Annotated in this window: 9 protein-coding genes; 5 read left to right on the forward strand and 4 right to left on the reverse strand. The window is 43.5% G+C overall.

What is annotated here, in order from left to right:
- Positions 1 to 38: 38 nt before the first annotated feature.
- From JCM16456_RS06545 to JCM16456_RS06560, 4 genes are all read left to right on the forward strand, one after another.
- The gene (locus JCM16456_RS06545) at positions 39 to 4,934 is read left to right on the forward strand and encodes a DNA repair ATPase (protein WP_068713450.1); all 4,896 of its coding nucleotides are present in this window, start codon (positions 39 to 41) and stop codon (positions 4,932 to 4,934) included.
- Positions 4,931 to 5,641 carry a phospholipase D-like domain-containing protein gene (locus JCM16456_RS06550; RefSeq protein ID WP_068713451.1) on the forward strand — a complete coding sequence of 237 codons (711 nt, stop codon included), beginning with the start codon at positions 4,931 to 4,933 and terminating at the stop codon, positions 5,639 to 5,641. The genes JCM16456_RS06545 and JCM16456_RS06550 overlap by 4 nt, the downstream gene beginning before the upstream one ends.
- Positions 5,642 to 5,840: 199 nt before the next feature.
- On the forward strand, positions 5,841 to 6,863 hold the full coding sequence (locus tag JCM16456_RS06555; protein ID WP_068715939.1) for a toxic anion resistance protein: 1,023 nt from the start codon (positions 5,841 to 5,843) through the stop codon (positions 6,861 to 6,863).
- Positions 6,864 to 7,074: 211 nt separating this feature from the next.
- The gene (locus JCM16456_RS06560) at positions 7,075 to 10,542 is read left to right on the forward strand and encodes an acyl-[ACP]--phospholipid O-acyltransferase (RefSeq protein WP_068713452.1); all 3,468 of its coding nucleotides are present in this window, start codon (positions 7,075 to 7,077) and stop codon (positions 10,540 to 10,542) included.
- 140 nt (positions 10,543 to 10,682) lie between these two features.
- On the opposite strand, the gene rplY is transcribed toward JCM16456_RS06560, so the two are convergent.
- Complete coding sequence (gene rplY, locus JCM16456_RS06565; protein ID WP_068713453.1) at positions 10,683 to 10,961, reverse strand: 50S ribosomal protein L25; 279 nt, start codon at positions 10,959 to 10,961, stop codon at positions 10,683 to 10,685.
- Between the two features lie 384 nt (positions 10,962 to 11,345).
- Between rplY and JCM16456_RS06570 the strand changes: the two genes are divergently transcribed.
- Positions 11,346 to 12,077 (forward strand): glycosyltransferase family 2 protein, encoded by a 732-nt coding sequence (locus JCM16456_RS06570; protein ID WP_068713454.1) that lies wholly within the window; start codon positions 11,346 to 11,348, stop codon positions 12,075 to 12,077.
- Between the two features lie 246 nt (positions 12,078 to 12,323).
- Here the strand turns inward: JCM16456_RS06570 and JCM16456_RS06575 are convergent, their stop codons facing one another.
- The 3 genes from JCM16456_RS06575 to JCM16456_RS06585 form a co-directional block, all read right to left on the reverse strand.
- Positions 12,324 to 13,244 (reverse strand): ParB/Srx family N-terminal domain-containing protein, encoded by a 921-nt coding sequence (locus tag JCM16456_RS06575; RefSeq protein ID WP_068713455.1) that lies wholly within the window; start codon positions 13,242 to 13,244, stop codon positions 12,324 to 12,326.
- Between the two features lie 327 nt (positions 13,245 to 13,571).
- Positions 13,572 to 13,862 (reverse strand): TetR-like C-terminal domain-containing protein, encoded by a 291-nt coding sequence (locus JCM16456_RS06580; RefSeq protein WP_068713456.1) that lies wholly within the window; start codon positions 13,860 to 13,862, stop codon positions 13,572 to 13,574.
- Between the two features lie 111 nt (positions 13,863 to 13,973).
- Positions 13,974 to 15,154 (reverse strand): IS3 family transposase gene (locus tag JCM16456_RS06585; RefSeq protein ID WP_408068373.1). Its coding sequence is split into 2 segments (ribosomal slippage): positions 13,974 to 14,887 and positions 14,887 to 15,154, totalling 1,182 coding nucleotides; the frame shifts between segments, so codons are not numbered across the junction.
- Between the last annotated feature and the right edge of the window lie 386 nt (positions 15,155 to 15,540).

Consider the following 15,540-nt stretch of genomic DNA (forward strand, 5'->3'; position numbering starts at 1 on the left):
TCGCCTCTTGAAAGAGGCGAGATTTTAAAGGGTTTAGTATGTCAGAAAAGACGCAACAAGCAGTCACTGAAGGTGGTGCATACGAGGTTCTCAAATCCCGATTAGCACAGCAAGGTGAACAACTTAAATCTCTCGCCACATCATTTAATCAAGAACGCCAACAGATATTCGGTGGTCAGGAAATGGCCTTAATTGGGAAAACCAATGTGCAGACCGAAGCACGTTGCATCCCAATCGATATGGCTCAAGTGAATAATCAACTGCTGTTTGGTTATCAAGTTAAAGTTGGTTTAAAGGCAGTGCCAGAGCTTAAAGATGTATTTGGCCTGTATCAATTGCACGAAAACGATGGCATTTTCCGCGTTGAACCCTTATCGGTAAATGAGAGCTTCTTGGCAGATGACCGATTCCACCATGAATTCACCGAGCTATTTACCTATTATAGTGACGCGAAATTACAGCAAATATCGCGTCAAGAGAGCACTCTCTATGTGGTTTTTCAAATCGGGATGCGACCTGATGACCGCAAGGTATTTCGCTTTCAAGTTAATGGAGAATCGGTTAGCTACCTAGACGCCCTTGGTCACACTACATTAGAGAGTGTGCCTCAATTTGATTTTGATTGGATTGTGACCACACGCGATAACCATATTCTTGGTACTCACCCCCATGTTTCGATACAAGATAAGCTTTTTGTTGAATGTGTGGGCGGCGATTTAACGATTAAGGTCGAAGATAACACTGAAGATGGAAAAGGGATTTATAGCGAAGAAGTGGAAGATCCGCATCAAAGTGTTGCCGATGCGAGCATTGACTATGCATTCGTGGGTGAGTTAATTGCGCTGCGAATTAAGCCTCATCGTGAGAAAAAGCATCGTTACTTTATTTATAACCCAATGAATCAATCGGTCGTTCGGGCTGATTCGTTGGGACGAAGCGCGAAAGTTCTGCCGGAAAACCATGGCATTTTACTAGCGCATGGCTATGTGTTGGCCAATGGCGATTACAAGCTGTTTGATATTCCTTGGCAGGATTTGGAGTTTTTCCAAAAAATAGCATCACCCAATGGCGAAGATGTGATTTATTACTTCTTTAACAAAGCCAAAGGGGCTTATGTTTCTTTTTCATACAATATGATTGAGAAACGATTTTCTGCACCACTCGATAGCTATGGCTATAGCCTCTATGCGGATGGGCGAATGTTGGTTTTTCAGGCGGCGGAAAATCCGGAAGCCTCAACCATTCATCCATTGCAAATATGGGCAACTCCATACTGTACGCCGGAGTTTTACACCAAAGAAAATGCCAAGGAAGATGGTTCAAGTCCGCTATTTAATTTAGGGAATGCTGAGCTGGTTCGAGCGCTTTCCTCCATATTGTCTATCTGTCAGCTCACGTTCAATGAAGATGTGACTCAAGCCGCTTATGAAATGTTGCTTAAACAGTGTCATACCACGCTGGATCATTATCATTGGCTGAAACATCATTACGCATTAGGAATTGGTAATGCAATCAATGAGATCGTGGAAACGTCTGACAATATCATTGACGAATTTGCTAAGGTGCAACAACTTCAAATCGCCGCCGCACAGAGCCTAGAGCAGCAGCAAAACAAAGTCGTAGAGTTAATCGGTAAGATTAAACTTACGCCTAAAGAGCAGGCGAATGCGCTATTATCCTTGCTCGCTGTGGTCAAAACAGAAGTCGGTTCTGTGATGTCTTTGCGCCAACAACACTATATGGATATCCATAGTGTTGATGCGATGCTCGAACAACTTCAGCAGCAGCGTGATGAGCTCAATCATCATTTGTTAACACTCTTGCAAGAAGAAAAGGCGTATCAACCGTATAAGCAAACAATTACTGATATCGAAGTTCGGCTGGAAACCACCGAAAAAACGGCTGAGCTGCATGATTTGCAGCAGGAAGTTGATGAACTACGTTCGCAACTGCAGTTAGTGACAGAAGAAGTAACGGATATCGAAACCGAAGATCCTACGCAGTCTACTCGGATCTTAGATCTGACGACGGAAGTGTCATCGCTACTGAATGCGCTGTCGGCCAAATTGCGCGCTAAAGGTCAATCGTTACAAAGCGAAGAAGCTCAGGCAGAATTCAGTGCTCAGTTTAAGTTACTGGGGCAGGCTGTCAGCACTGCGATGGAGCAGGCGACGACGCCTGATGAGTGCGATAACCAGTTAGCGCGTTTGATCGGTCAATTAGATAAATTGGAGTCGCGTTTTGCTGACTTTGACCAATTTCTTGCAGAAATCTATACCAAGCGCGATGAAATTCAGTCGACATTAGATAATCACAAGCAGCAATTAGTCGCAGCGCAGCAACGTCGAGTTCAGAATTTACAACAAGCCGCGAACGTTACGTTAAATAGCATTGAAAAACGGATTGATCGCTTTGATGATGTTGCAGGATTGAACAGCTACTTTGCAACCGATGCGATGGTGATGAAACTGCGTCAACTTTCTGAATCAATCAGAGAACTAGGTGACAGTGTAAAAGCCGATAGTATTGATGCGAAATTAAAGTCGCTGCAAGATCAATCGCTGCGTTCAATGCGCGATAATCAAGATATTTTTGAGCAGGGCGGTAAAGTACTGCGCCTTGGTCAGCACCGTTTTAGTGTGAATCAGCAGGGGTTGGATTTAAGCCTCATTGAACAAAATGAGCAGTTATGTACTCATATTTCCGGTACCGACTTCTATCAGCCAATCGAGGATCAAGCGTTTCTTGAACTGCAGGATATCGCCAAGCTGGATGTTACATCAGAAAGTGAATATGTCTATCGTGGTGAATACTTAGCTTATTTGATTTTGCATGCTGCCCAACAGCATCGGAGTGACCTTTCTTTGGAGCGCTTATATCAAGCCCAGCAAGATAAATCATTAACAGAGTTGATCCAGCGTTTCGCGGCGCCGCGTTACAAAGAAGGGTATGTGAAAGGTATTCATGACCATGACGCAGCCCAGATATTGACGACGATGTTACCCATTTACCAGCGCGCAGGTCTTTTGCGTTATAGCCAAGGTGCTCGCGCTCTTGCATTGATTTGGTTACTTGAGCAAAACGATACCACTCAGTGGCAAGAGCAAGCAGTGAATGCCGTTTTGCTAAGGGAACACTTACAATCTACTGATGCTTACCAAGCTCTTCAGCAAGCCTTGATTCCGCAGCTAGACATAAAATATGCACATGAAGCGGCTGATTATTTAATTCAAATTTTGGCCGATAGCGTGCTAAGAATTGAAGTAAGCCAAGATGCTTACGAACTGTGTGAAGATTATCTTCAGTTTAGACGCAGCTTGGGCTGGGCGACGAAAGAAATGCCAATGGCCGCTGCATTTGCAGACCATGTGCAATGGCTCACGCCTTACACTAAACAGAATCAGACGGGTGAGGCCTTTGTTTTAGAAGCAGCGGCTATTGCGATGTGTAAGACCTTATCGCAACAATCACTCTCTTGCGTCGATTTTTCGTTGACGGGCAAAGTGACCAAATTACTTGGCGAGCATAAACGCATCAAACAAGGGGACTTACCTTTAGTCCTTGATGATTTTATTCGCCGTTGCGAGCATCACCGTAGTGTCATCGTTCCTCGTTTTGATACTTACTTGGAAAAACGTTCAGCTTTATTAGCGCAAGCGAAGCAACAGTTCCGTTTACAAGAATTTAAGCCGCGTCCATTAACTTCATTTGTCCGTAACAAACTGATCAGTGACAGTTATTTGCCGCTAATTGGCGATAACCTAGCTAAGCAGATGGGAACATTAGGCGATAAAAAGCGGACCGATTTGATGGGGATGCTATTGCTTATTTCTCCTCCTGGTTACGGTAAAACCACCTTGATTGAATACGTTGCCTCTAAGTTGGGCTTGGTGTTTATGAAAGTCAATGGTCCATCAATTGGTCACCAAGTGACCTCGCTTGATCCAGCTCATGCACCGGATCAAAACGCGGCTCGTGAAATTGAAAAAATAAACTTAGCGTTTGAAATGGGTAATAACGTTCTGCTCTATCTGGACGATATCCAACATACCAACCCAGAATTACTACAGAAGTTTATCTCTTTGTGTGACGGAACTCGTCGTGTAGAAGGCACGTGGCAGGGTAAGACGAAAACCTACGATATGCGCGGTAAAAAGTTTGCCGTGGTAATGGCGGGTAACCCTTATACAGAAACCGGTGAGGCGTTCCGTATTCCCGATATGTTAGCCAACCGTGCTGACATCTACAACTTGGGCGATATGTTGTCGGATCAGGGTAATGCCTTTGCGTTGAGTTTTATCGAAAACTCATTGACGTCCAACTCGGTATTGGCTCCGCTTGCGACTCGTGATCTCAATGATTTATACCGTTTTGTACGTATGGCGCAAGGGGAGAGTATCGCACTGAGTGAGATGACCCATTCTTACTCAGCAACACAAGCCAATGAAATAGTGACCACGTTACAAAAATTGATGCGTGTGCAGCAAACGGTTCTTAAAGTCAATCAACAGTATATTCAATCGGCTGCAACGGCGGACGATTACCGAGTGGAACCTGCATTTAAGCTGCAAGGTTCCTATCGAAATATGAATAAGTTGGCCGAGAAAATTTCATCGGTAATGACGGACGAAGAGCTTGATACCCTTATTCAAGATCACTATCAAGGTGAAGCACAAACCCTTGCCAACGGTACCGAGGAAAACTTGCTTAAGTTAGCAGAGCTGCGTGGCAATATGAGCAAAGAACAACAAGCTCGCTGGCAAGAGATCAAACAGAGTTATCAGCGTCAGCAAATGATGGGTGATTCTGAGGACCGTGCAGGACAGGTCGTACAGCAATTGGCAATGCTAAACCAATATGTCGCTGGTGTTTCAGCCCGCTTTTCAGGAGGCAGCGCCTCACAAGATAACGTTTTAGGAGATACAAGCGCATGAACCAGCAGCAGTGGCAACAGTGGTTAAAGGAGTCTCTTGCCGACGTTAGGTTGGACGACCAGGAACGAAAAGATCTCAAACAAAAATTGGCGCAGCTAAACTGTTCTGATGAAGAACGGGCCTATTTGCGCAATCAGGCTTTTCGTTTGGCACATGAAGCGGTTGAGTCAGGAGAAGATGCTCGCCAAGTTATCCGGTGGTTGGAGCGTATCGTCAAAATTTTAGACACTGCGCGTGAAACGCAGGTAAGTGAAATAGCGGGCAGTTGGTTTTCTCCGGGGAAAGCCTGTTTCAATGGAATTGTTGAACAGTTGAAATTAGCTCAACACCACATTGATATCTGTGTGTTTACGATTGCAGATGACGATTTGACCAAGCATATTCTACAGGCTCATGAGCGAGGTGTTGAAGTGCGAGTGATTACCGACCGAAATAAGCGCTTCGATGTGGGAAGTGATGTGGATTATCTCGCTCGCAAAGGAGTGCAAGTGAAGATAGATACATCGGATTATCACATGCACCACAAGTTTGCGATCTTCGATGGCATCCGCATGATTAATGGCAGTTTTAACTGGACGCGCAGTGCTTCTCGCTACAATCAAGAAGACATTACTCTGACAGATGATGAGCGCTTTATTACCGCTTTTCAGCAACAGTTTGAAAAACTGTGGCGGCAATTTCCCAGGCATCGCTCAAACGAGCACTAAGGAGACTATCCCTATGACTGAATCGATTCCAGAATCAAAGCCAACCATGGAGGCTCCTCATTTGAATGAGTCAGAACCCACACCTCAGGTTGAGCACCAACCTGATCTTGAGCCTTTGCAAGAACAAGCTAGTGAAGTTGAAGCGGCGCAGCAATCTCAGCAGCCACTACCGCAACAAGTAGTAGAACCTAAGGTCGATATGGTGGTGTCTCCCGAAGCAACGAAGTTGGCTGAAACCTTCGACCCTTTTAACACCGTAGCGACAATTACATTTGGTAAAGAAGCATTAGAAACCATTACCGCATTTTCAGATGAGATTCTTGACCAAATTCGTGTTAGAGATTCCGGTGAGGCTGGTGAAGTTCTGCAAGCCATGATCACGTCAATGGACTCGACCCACTTTGATGGTTTAGGTAATGACAGTTGGCTGGCGAAACTCCCTTTAATTGGAGAGTTATTTGATTCATTTAAGAAGTTCTCCGCGAGTTTTGATTCGGTGAAAGACCATATCGACTCTTTAGCCGAGAAGCTCGAAGGGCAGGAAGCTAAACTGGCCCATGATATTCAACAATTAGACGGTTTATACGGTCATAATTTAGAGTTACTCAAAGGGCTAGAAACTTATATTGAAGCCGGTCAGTTTAAATTGGCTGAACTAAATCAAGTGGTTTTGCCAACGTTACTGTCTCAGTCGCAAGCCAGTGGTGATGCGTTAGATGCGCAGAAATATCGTGATGCGACTCAGGCGGTGGCGCGCTTAGAGAAACGTGTTCATAACTTAGAGTTAACTCGATTAGCGGCAATTCAAACGGCACCGCAGATTAGGTTATCCCAAGAAGGCAATAAAATGCTGATGGAGGACATTCAAGATATTGTGCACAATACATTTCCACTTTGGAAACGGCAATTCTTGATTGCTATCTCTAACTATGAAAAAGAAAAAGCGCTCAAGGTGACTCGAGCCGTGAAAGATTACACCAATGCGCAATATCAGCAAAATGCACAAAAGTTGAAAGTGTTGGAAGAGCAGATTGCCGAGAACTATCAACGCGGTATTTTGGATGTGGAATCTTTACAAGCGGTGAATCAATTAACAATTGATACCTTGAATAATACGCTAGCTCGTGTCAAAGAGGGACGCCAGCAACGAGAACAGGCTCAAAAGCTAATTGAACAAGCAGAGCAAGAACTCAAAACGGCGTTAGCACAAACATTGGAATAGTCCTAAATCCCTAGTAAAGAGAATTTGGTGTCGTTAACGTCATCAAGCTTAAGACCAATGATAAAGAGAGCAGTAAATGGCTCTCTTTTTGTGTGTTCACTTCCACTTTTAAGTCAAGATATAAAATTCCTGTGGCATAACTTTACAATCGAACGGTGTTCGATTAGATTAAGTAAAAATTAATTGAACAGTGTTCGATTGGGAAAATACAATGAGCAGATTATTTAAAAACAAAGGCTTTATCGCTTATTTACTGGTGGCATTTATTAATGCATTCGTCGATTTTGGACATAAAATTGTTATCCAAAATACTCTTTTTAAAAGCTACGATGGTAATCAACAAATGTTACTGATGGCGATAGTCAATGCGCTAATCCTATTACCATTTGTTATGTTATTCACTCCATCTGGCTACTTAGCTGACCGCTTTCCTAAAGCAAAGGTGATGCGCTATAGCGCGATGTTGGCCATTCTAGTGACCTTGCTTATCACTTACTGTTACTACCATGGTTATTTTTATGCAGCGTTTGCTTTAACGTTTATCCTGGCAATGCAGAGTGCACTATATTCTCCAGCCAAGTATGGCTACATTCGTGAATTACTTGGGGCTGAATATTTGAGTGCGGGCAATGGCTGGGTACAAGCGGTCTCTATGATTGCTGTATTGGCAGGAAGCGCTGCATTTTCTGCATTATTTGAGTTTGATTTACACCTAGATACGCCGCTGATCCCGAGCGCCATTTTACAAGATGTTGCCAATATTGGCTGGTTACTGGTGTTAGGAGCAACCATTGAGTGTATTCTCGCGTTTCGTTTGCCTGAAGGGCAATCAGCGAAAAAGCATACTCCAAAAGTAGAGGTGAGCTTTCCTTGGAGTCAGTACGTTACAGGTAAAACCTTAATAAGTAATATCCGATTGCTCTTTAAAGAAAAAGCGATTTGGCAATCGGTGTTGGGGCTGACCTGTTTTCTCTCAATTAGCCAAGTACTTATTGCAGCATTTCCTTCTTACGCGAAGTCAACGCTGGGAATTGGTAATACTTTTGCCATTCAGTGTGTGATAGCAATGGCGATTATTGGCCTGATGTTAGGTTCGGCTTTTGTGGCGAAGCATTCGGTTCGTCATATCAACATTTCACTGATTCCAGCAGGGGCTGTGGTGGTGTGCATCAGCCTATTTTTCTTGGCTCAAGCGACCATGTTAACGTTGATGGCCGTTTTGTTCTTGTTAGTTGGGTTTGGCGGCGCGTTGATGTTGGTGCCCTTGAATTCACTGATACAGTTTCATGCTAGTGAATCGGAAATTGGCCGTGTATTGGCGGGCAATAACTTTATCCAAAACATTGGTATGTTATTGTTTTTAGGGCTGACTGTTCTTTTTGCTACCACATCTTTAGATGCACAATACGTGTTGTGGGGACTGTGTGGTTTTAGTGCGTTGGTGGCGCTATGCGCAATAGTGATTTTGCCTCAAGCACTCGTGCGTGGCTTAATGACCCGTTTGCTTGGGCACAAATACCGTTTGAAAGTCATCGGTTTTGATCATTTGCCAGAGTCGGGCACCGGGACTTTGCTGCTGGGTAACCATATTAGTTGGATGGATTGGGCGATTATTCAAATGGCCGTGCCTAAACAGGTCTACTTTGTAATGGATCGCAGTATCTACCAGCAATGGTATCTGAAATGTTTTTTTGACTTATTTGGTGTTATCCCAATTTCGGCAGGACAGAGTAAGCAAGCCTTAGCCAAAGTGACTGAGTTACTTAATGCTGGTGAAACAGTCTGCTTGTTCCCTGAAGGTCGTATCAGTCATTTGGGTCAACTAGGTGAATTCAAAAAAGGGTTTGAGCGTGCCTGCAAAGAAGCAAATGGTGTGATTGTGCCATTTTATCTGCGTGGTATGTGGGGCAGTGCATTTTCTCGTTCGACCAAGAAACTGGGGAAAATGCGTAAAAATGGTATCAAGCGTGACATTATTGCCGCGTTTGGAGAGCCAATTAGCATTCATTCTGATGCAGCACAAGTAAAACAAAAAGTGTTTGAAATGTCGGTTGCCAGCTGGAATGTGTACGCAGATACGTTAGATACTTTGCCGAAAACTTGGATTGAAACGGCGAAATCCAAACCGAGTGATTGGGCGGTAGTCGATAGCACTGGTAACCCGATTTCACATTTAAAATTTTTGGTTGGTAGCTTATTAATAAAGCAAAAGCTACAGCGTTTGCCTGGGCAAAATTTAGGCTTGCTAGTACCAACCTCTGCACCGGGTTTAATGTCAAATATTGCAACGCTTATGGCAGGTAAAACGGTCGTTAATATTAATTACACTTCATCTATTGAAGCGATCAGTAATGCTAAACAAAGTGCCGAGATCAAGAGCATCGTGACCTCACGTCGCTTTATTAACAAGCTTGAAAAACGAGGCATTGATTGCGAAACCATTTTGAGTGGCTGCGAACTGTTTTACTTAGAAGACCTTAAAACAAGCATAAGCCCAATACGTAAATGGTTGACCACTGCGGCTGCGCTTTGTTTGCCTGCAGCATGGATTCATGCACTATTGTGTAAGCCGACCGACTTGGATGATAACGCAGCGATTCTGTTTTCTTCAGGTAGTGAAGGGGCTCCCAAAGGTGTAATGCTGACACACAAAAATATTATGGCGAACTTACGTCAAGTGTCTGATGTGCTCAATGTACGTGAAGAAGACCGTATTATGGCGACATTGCCGTTGTTCCATGCGTTTGGTTTAACGGTAACGGGCATGCTGCCATTAATGGAAGGGATTCCTGTGATTTGTCATCCAGACCCAACAGATGGGCATAACATTGCGAAAGCGGTCGCTAAGTATGAAGCTACATTGATGTGTGCAACGTCGACTTTCTTACGTATGTATCAGCGTAACCGCCGTATTAAGCCGATGATGTTCAATTCCCTCCGAGCAGTCGTTTCTGGCGCTGAAAAGCTAGATAAGACGGTAAAAGAGGCGTTTCAGCAGAAATTTATGGTGCCTGTATTAGAGGGATATGGAACAACAGAGACGACTCCAGTAGCGAGTGTTAATTTGCCTGGCCATATGATTCGTGAGCAAGCCTATATTCAAGAAGCGGCTAAAGACGGCACGGTTGGCCTAGCGTTACCGGGAACGACTTTCCGTATTGTTGACCCTGTGTCTCTTGAAACACTGCCCGTTGGAGAAGATGGCCTAATTCTGATTGGTGGTGCCCAGATCATGAAAGGGTATCTAAATGACCCAGAAAAGACCGATTCTGTCATTGTGAATCTTGATGGCATGCGTTGGTACAAGACTGGCGACAAAGGGCATTTAGATGAAGATGGTTACTTAACCATTGTTGACCGTTACTCACGTTTTGCCAAGCTAGCAGGGGAGATGGTGAGCTTAGGTGCTGTTGAGCAAACCATTAAACAATTACTTGAAGATTCTGAGACAAATTTAGTTGCAGTCAATTTGCCCGACGAAAAGAAAGGTGAGCAGATCATCTTATTGATTGAAAGTGAGCAAGATCCTGCAAACATCAAGAAAACCCTAACACAAAAGGGTATGCCAGCACTGATGATTCCAAGCGCTATTTTTCAAGTAGAACAAGTGCCCGTACTGGGAACTGGAAAATTGGACTTTGCTGGTGCAAAAGCACTCGCTAAGGAAATGATAGGCTAGATATATAACCATCTAAAACGGTGAAACCCCGATGTTGGTAGCATCGGGGTTTCGAATTTTTAGATATTTCGGATGGTAAGGCCGATAATCTTAATGCAAAAGGCTGGATTAAATCCTAGCTAACTCTCTGGTAAGGAGAATTAGATACGGATGAAGTCCATGTGTTCAACTTTTGGCTTGAACGCGTGACGTTGAACGTCTTGTGGTTTAACCTTAAGTTCTTTACCGTCGATCACTAGAGTGATGCCTTCGTAGAATTCAGGTTTGTCCATTTGGTTCATCACTTCATCGTGATTCAACGCGATTGATACTGGAGCTGCTTCACCACCGTAAACGATAGCAGGAAACTCACCAGCGATACGTAGGCGGCGGCTCGCACCTTTACCTAGTTCAGTACGTACTACTGCTTCAAATTTCATAGTATTTACTCTCAAATAGTAAAATAAAAACAAATTTACAGGAACAATGCGACCTTGTTCGTCTGTAGTAATGTTTCGAAGTCGTTTATAACCACTCCAAAACGAGCGCGGATACTAACATCCCGCTGCTTTAAGGGCAATAGAAATTGTTATTTTCTCTAGGTTTAAAATGCGATTGTCGCATTATGCATCGATCTGGCGCTATCTTATCCGACAGATAACGATGAGTGGTAAGCAATAGAGCGAATGCATTTTCGCTGAAACAGCATTTTGAGGTGACTTGGATAGAAAGATGAACCGAATCTGAATGTTCGGATCAGCATGGGTTCAGTTGTGTTCACGTAAAGTGACTTTAAAACGTGGATAAACCAACGAGGAGCCCACATGAAGCCTATAAGTATCGTTATCATTGCCCTAAATGAAGAAAAACGGATTGGTCGTCTTTTGAGTGACTTAGTTGGCCAAAGTTATCGTCATTTTGAAGTCATCTTGGTTGACTCTAATAGTGATGATCTGACATTGCAGGTCGCTAAAGGGTATCAAGCACACTTACCAGATATGACCATTCATAAAATGGATCAGCGTGGCGTGAGCTTAGGGCGCAATACGGGCGCTGCAATAGCAAAACATGAACGTTTATTGTTCTTAGATGCAGACGTTCGTCTACCACCTGATTTTCTCGATAATGCGATGCAAGCGTTAGACGAAAGCAAGTTAGAAGTGGCTGGTGTTTATCGAAGCGCAGAACACTTGTCTACTAAGTACAAATTGGGTTACAGTTTGTTCAATTCAGGCTTGTATGCGTCGCAATTCTTCTTCCCAACCGCGGTAGGAGCGTGTTTGTTCTCAACTCAAAGAGTGCATAAAGAACTCAATGGTTTTGATGAGCAGATAGAGCTTTGTGAAGATTGTGATTATGTGAAACGAGCTTCTAAAACATGGCGTTATCGTATGTTGCCAGCGTCGGTTAAATTTGAGTTTGACCCAAGACGACTTGAGCAAGACGGGTATTTTAAAACGGGTGGTTTATATTTGAAAGCCAACTTACGTCGCTTGTTTTTGGGAGAGATGCGTAATCGTGAGATTCCATATCAGTTCGGTCACTATGAACATTAAGCCGTCACCCAATCGCGCTTCACGTTAATTTGTAAAGGCAGTCCCCTTTACGTCCACAAAAACGTTAACGTATTGAGCGATATGCCCCAGTAGCCTGCCAGCTACTGGGGCTTTTTATTGCCTGTCGCTTATGACCAATTCCTGTCATTGAACATGAAAGCCCTGTTATTACGGTTTACCCTAAGCAAAGTAATCATTGTCAAAAGGCAATACTTAACCCCATCGGCGCGACCCCATCCGTTTTTCTCACTTACTGAGTCGCTGTTTGTATTCGATCATGTAACTCAGTTTACTGAAGGTTTTTTGCAAATGCTTAAGTCCTTTTTTACTGACTTTTGGATATTGACCGAGATCGACGGCGTTTTTACCAGAGCCGCCTAGGTTTGAGCTACGCAAGCGAGTAATGGCCTCGCCACCTTCGGCTAAGGCTTTCAAGTAACCTTGTTGAGTGTTGAGATCATACGGATTCAAATCAAAGACAGTACGCACTGCTGTGGCCCAGTAAAACTCAATATATGGCATGGCTGGGTTAGGCTTATCCCAACTGACGCCTCGTGAAAAATACATAAATGACCGATAACGGTCATCATCAAATTTGCTTAACTCAAGATCGGTAGGTAATTGATGCCATGAAATCGGATTGTGGTAACGATTGAATAGCCAAGCGTTATTATCCATGATCATGTTCTGCCAAAAATCAGTGGTACTTTCGCTGCGGTAATCTTTAGTGATAATGACATGGACTTTAAGGTCCATCCCCGCTTCAGGCAGTTGCCATAAACTGACAAAAGTGTGGTGACCATCGGTAAGGTATAGTTTTGCATCAGGACCAATCACTGCGGTTTTCATGGCATCGCGCTCAGTACCAACAGGCTCTTTACATTTATAGCTAGAAGCATCGGTTGGTTTTGAGTGCTTGTAAAAATGGGCAATCCCTTTCTCGCCGTTTATCTCGCATAGCGTGTCATAAAGTTTTTTAGGCTCATGGGAAAACCGCCCCAATTTATAGTAGATTTCGTCATAACCAACAGAAGGCTGAGTGGGATGTAGTTGTGACAATGTCACTTGGATGATTTGATTAGGTTTTACGTTATCAATATTATCAGCCAAAGCAGTATGAGATCCTGCAATAAAGATGAGGGCTGACAGTATGTAGCCTAGTTTCATGAACATCGTCCTTTTATAAGCAAATTGAGCCGTCACAGCGTAGAGAAGTGGTATGGCAGGTATCACTCTTATTATCGAAGCAGCTTTTATCTCTATAATAATCCGCTAGGGATAAGATTTGGTTAAGATTTTTCTGTGACAGTGTCTTTACCACAGAGGAAGGAGCGGCGTATACAACGCGAGACACAGTGATAGTAAGGCGCCATTTACTGCTCTAAGAAGGTTTTGCCTCATTGTGTGTTTCGAATGGTGACAATGCCATTAAAAGTCCAACTGTCCCCAACTTAATCTAATCTATCTACTATGAGAAAAAGAGACGGTTAGCGGTCATCGTAACTTGTGTAGAAGGTTCAAAATATGTTCAACCATAATCGCTGGTTTGTAACGTGCTGGGCTTTTAACCCACCATTCAATAGTGCCAGTCATAGCAGAAGCGACAAAATGGTACTTTATTTCTTGCGGAATTGAATCTTCAGTATGTTGATTTCGGTTTGCCTTTGTTAAACCTGAAAATACCATTTCCTGTAACGTCTCTTTGAATGATGTGGCACCACCATTCATGAGTAATGTTTTAAAGACATCGACATTTTCTTCAATGTATTCAAATGTTCCCAGCATGAGCACTTCTGGGCTTTCTACAGAACATTCTTGTTGAAATGGAGCGATACAGCTAGCGATGTATTTTTTTAACAGGTCATTTTTGTCTGTGTAATGGGAATAGTGTAGTGGTCAACAAAAATTGGCCACAGTTTTAGAGTTTTCCCAATACAATCGTTCTGATTCATTGGGTGTTAAGCCACCATTGTACTGATGGGGTCTGAGTTGGCTGTAATAACCAATAATATATCTAATGATCTCTTGTTGAGCTTCAGCAAAGCTACGATAACCTGTTACTGGAACCCATTCTGTTTTTAAGCTTCGGAAAAAACGCTCCATGGGTGCATTATCCCAGCAATTTCCTCGTCGTGATAAGCTTTGCTTTATTTGGTAACGCCAGAGCAATTTTCGATAATAGCGGCTCGTATAATGACTTCCTTGGTCACTGTGGAACATGACATTATTAGGCTTTCCGCGAGATTCAAACGCCATTGTCAGTGCCTTACCAGTAAGTTTACTGTCTGGTGATAATGACATTGCCCAGCCAATCGGTTTGCGCGCAAATAAATCGATCACGACTGCTAAGTACATCCAACGGTTACCTGCCCACACATAGGTCACATCACCCACCCATACTTGATTGGGTTCAGTGACTGCAAATTGGCGACCTAAGTGATTGGGGATTTCAACATGCTCTTGTGTTGCCCGTTTATACCGGTGTTTGGGCGATTGACAACTCACTAAGCCAAGTACTTTCATCATTTTGGTCGCACGATAACGACTGAGAGAAACCCCTTTAGTATTCGTGACGATATCAGCAATAGTTCGTGCGCCAGCCGAGCCATTACTGGCCTCATGAGCTTCACGAACCATAGCTTGAAGTTTTACCTGCTCTGGTGACAATTGCTTTGAACGTTTACGCCAATATCGATAACTGCTGCGATGAACATTGAACACCTCGCACAGCTTTTTAACGCAATAGTTCAAGCTAAGCTGTTCGATTATCGAGAATTGTTCAGTGAGTCCGACATCACCAGAGCCGTAGCCTTTTTTAAAATTTCATTGTGTTCTCGAAGACGAGCATTTTCTTTCTTGAGTTCACGAATTTGAATCTGCTCTGGCGTCATTGGAGCAGATTTGGGAGCAACACCATCACGTTCTTGGCGAAGTTGTCGAACCCACTTATCCATGGTGGATTTACCTACGCCCATGGCATCCGCTGCTTCTCGAATGGAATAATTTTGTTCAACAACGAGCAGTGCGGCTTCAAGGCGAAACTCGGGGCTAAAAGTCGGTCTTGTTCGTTTAGTCATATTGTCACCTGTCTATTTATGAGGTGTATCATAACACCTCTTATCAGGTGGCCAAATTCACTATGCCACTACAGTTGGCTATTGGTTATAGCAGCCTTTCTTAGTTTCAGTATTGCTTGGAAGAACGCTCATTACAGAACTCATGACAAAGAAATTCATAAGTGGGTTAATGCGTGGCGGCACAATGGGTTGTCTAACGCATTTCTTTGTTTAGCCATGGCGCTGTTGATATCAGCATTCGCATACTTCAAGTAACGCGAGTTACAATCAAGGATAAGTTTCGCCCAGACCACACTTTATCTGGGCCTGGATCAAACCGTATTTTTTATTCAGTAAATTGACCGAGTGTGTCTGTTCAGCGAGTCTGCCTTATTAAAAATTATCCG

It is taken from the genome of Vibrio tritonius, assembly GCF_001547935.1.
Taxonomy (GTDB): Bacteria; Pseudomonadota; Gammaproteobacteria; order Enterobacterales; family Vibrionaceae; genus Vibrio; species Vibrio tritonius.

What these genes read in the sequence shown, in the direction of transcription:
- JCM16456_RS06545 (WP_068713450.1), top strand. Translation starts at nt 39, where the DNA reads ATGTCAGAAAAGACGCAACAAGCAGTCACTGAAGGTGGTGCATACGAG.
- JCM16456_RS06550 (WP_068713451.1), top strand. Translation starts at nt 4,931, where the DNA reads ATGAACCAGCAGCAGTGGCAACAGTGGTTAAAGGAGTCTCTTGCCGAC.
- JCM16456_RS06555 (WP_068715939.1), top strand. Translation starts at nt 5,841, where the DNA reads ATGGTGGTGTCTCCCGAAGCAACGAAGTTGGCTGAAACCTTCGACCCT.
- JCM16456_RS06560 (WP_068713452.1), top strand. Translation starts at nt 7,075, where the DNA reads ATGAGCAGATTATTTAAAAACAAAGGCTTTATCGCTTATTTACTGGTG.
- rplY (WP_068713453.1), bottom strand. Translation starts at nt 10,961, where the DNA reads ATGAAATTTGAAGCAGTAGTACGTACTGAACTAGGTAAAGGTGCGAGC.
- JCM16456_RS06570 (WP_068713454.1), top strand. Translation starts at nt 11,346, where the DNA reads ATGAAGCCTATAAGTATCGTTATCATTGCCCTAAATGAAGAAAAACGG.
- JCM16456_RS06575 (WP_068713455.1), bottom strand. Translation starts at nt 13,244, where the DNA reads ATGAAACTAGGCTACATACTGTCAGCCCTCATCTTTATTGCAGGATCT.
- JCM16456_RS06580 (WP_068713456.1), bottom strand. Translation starts at nt 13,862, where the DNA reads ATGCTGGGAACATTTGAATACATTGAAGAAAATGTCGATGTCTTTAAA.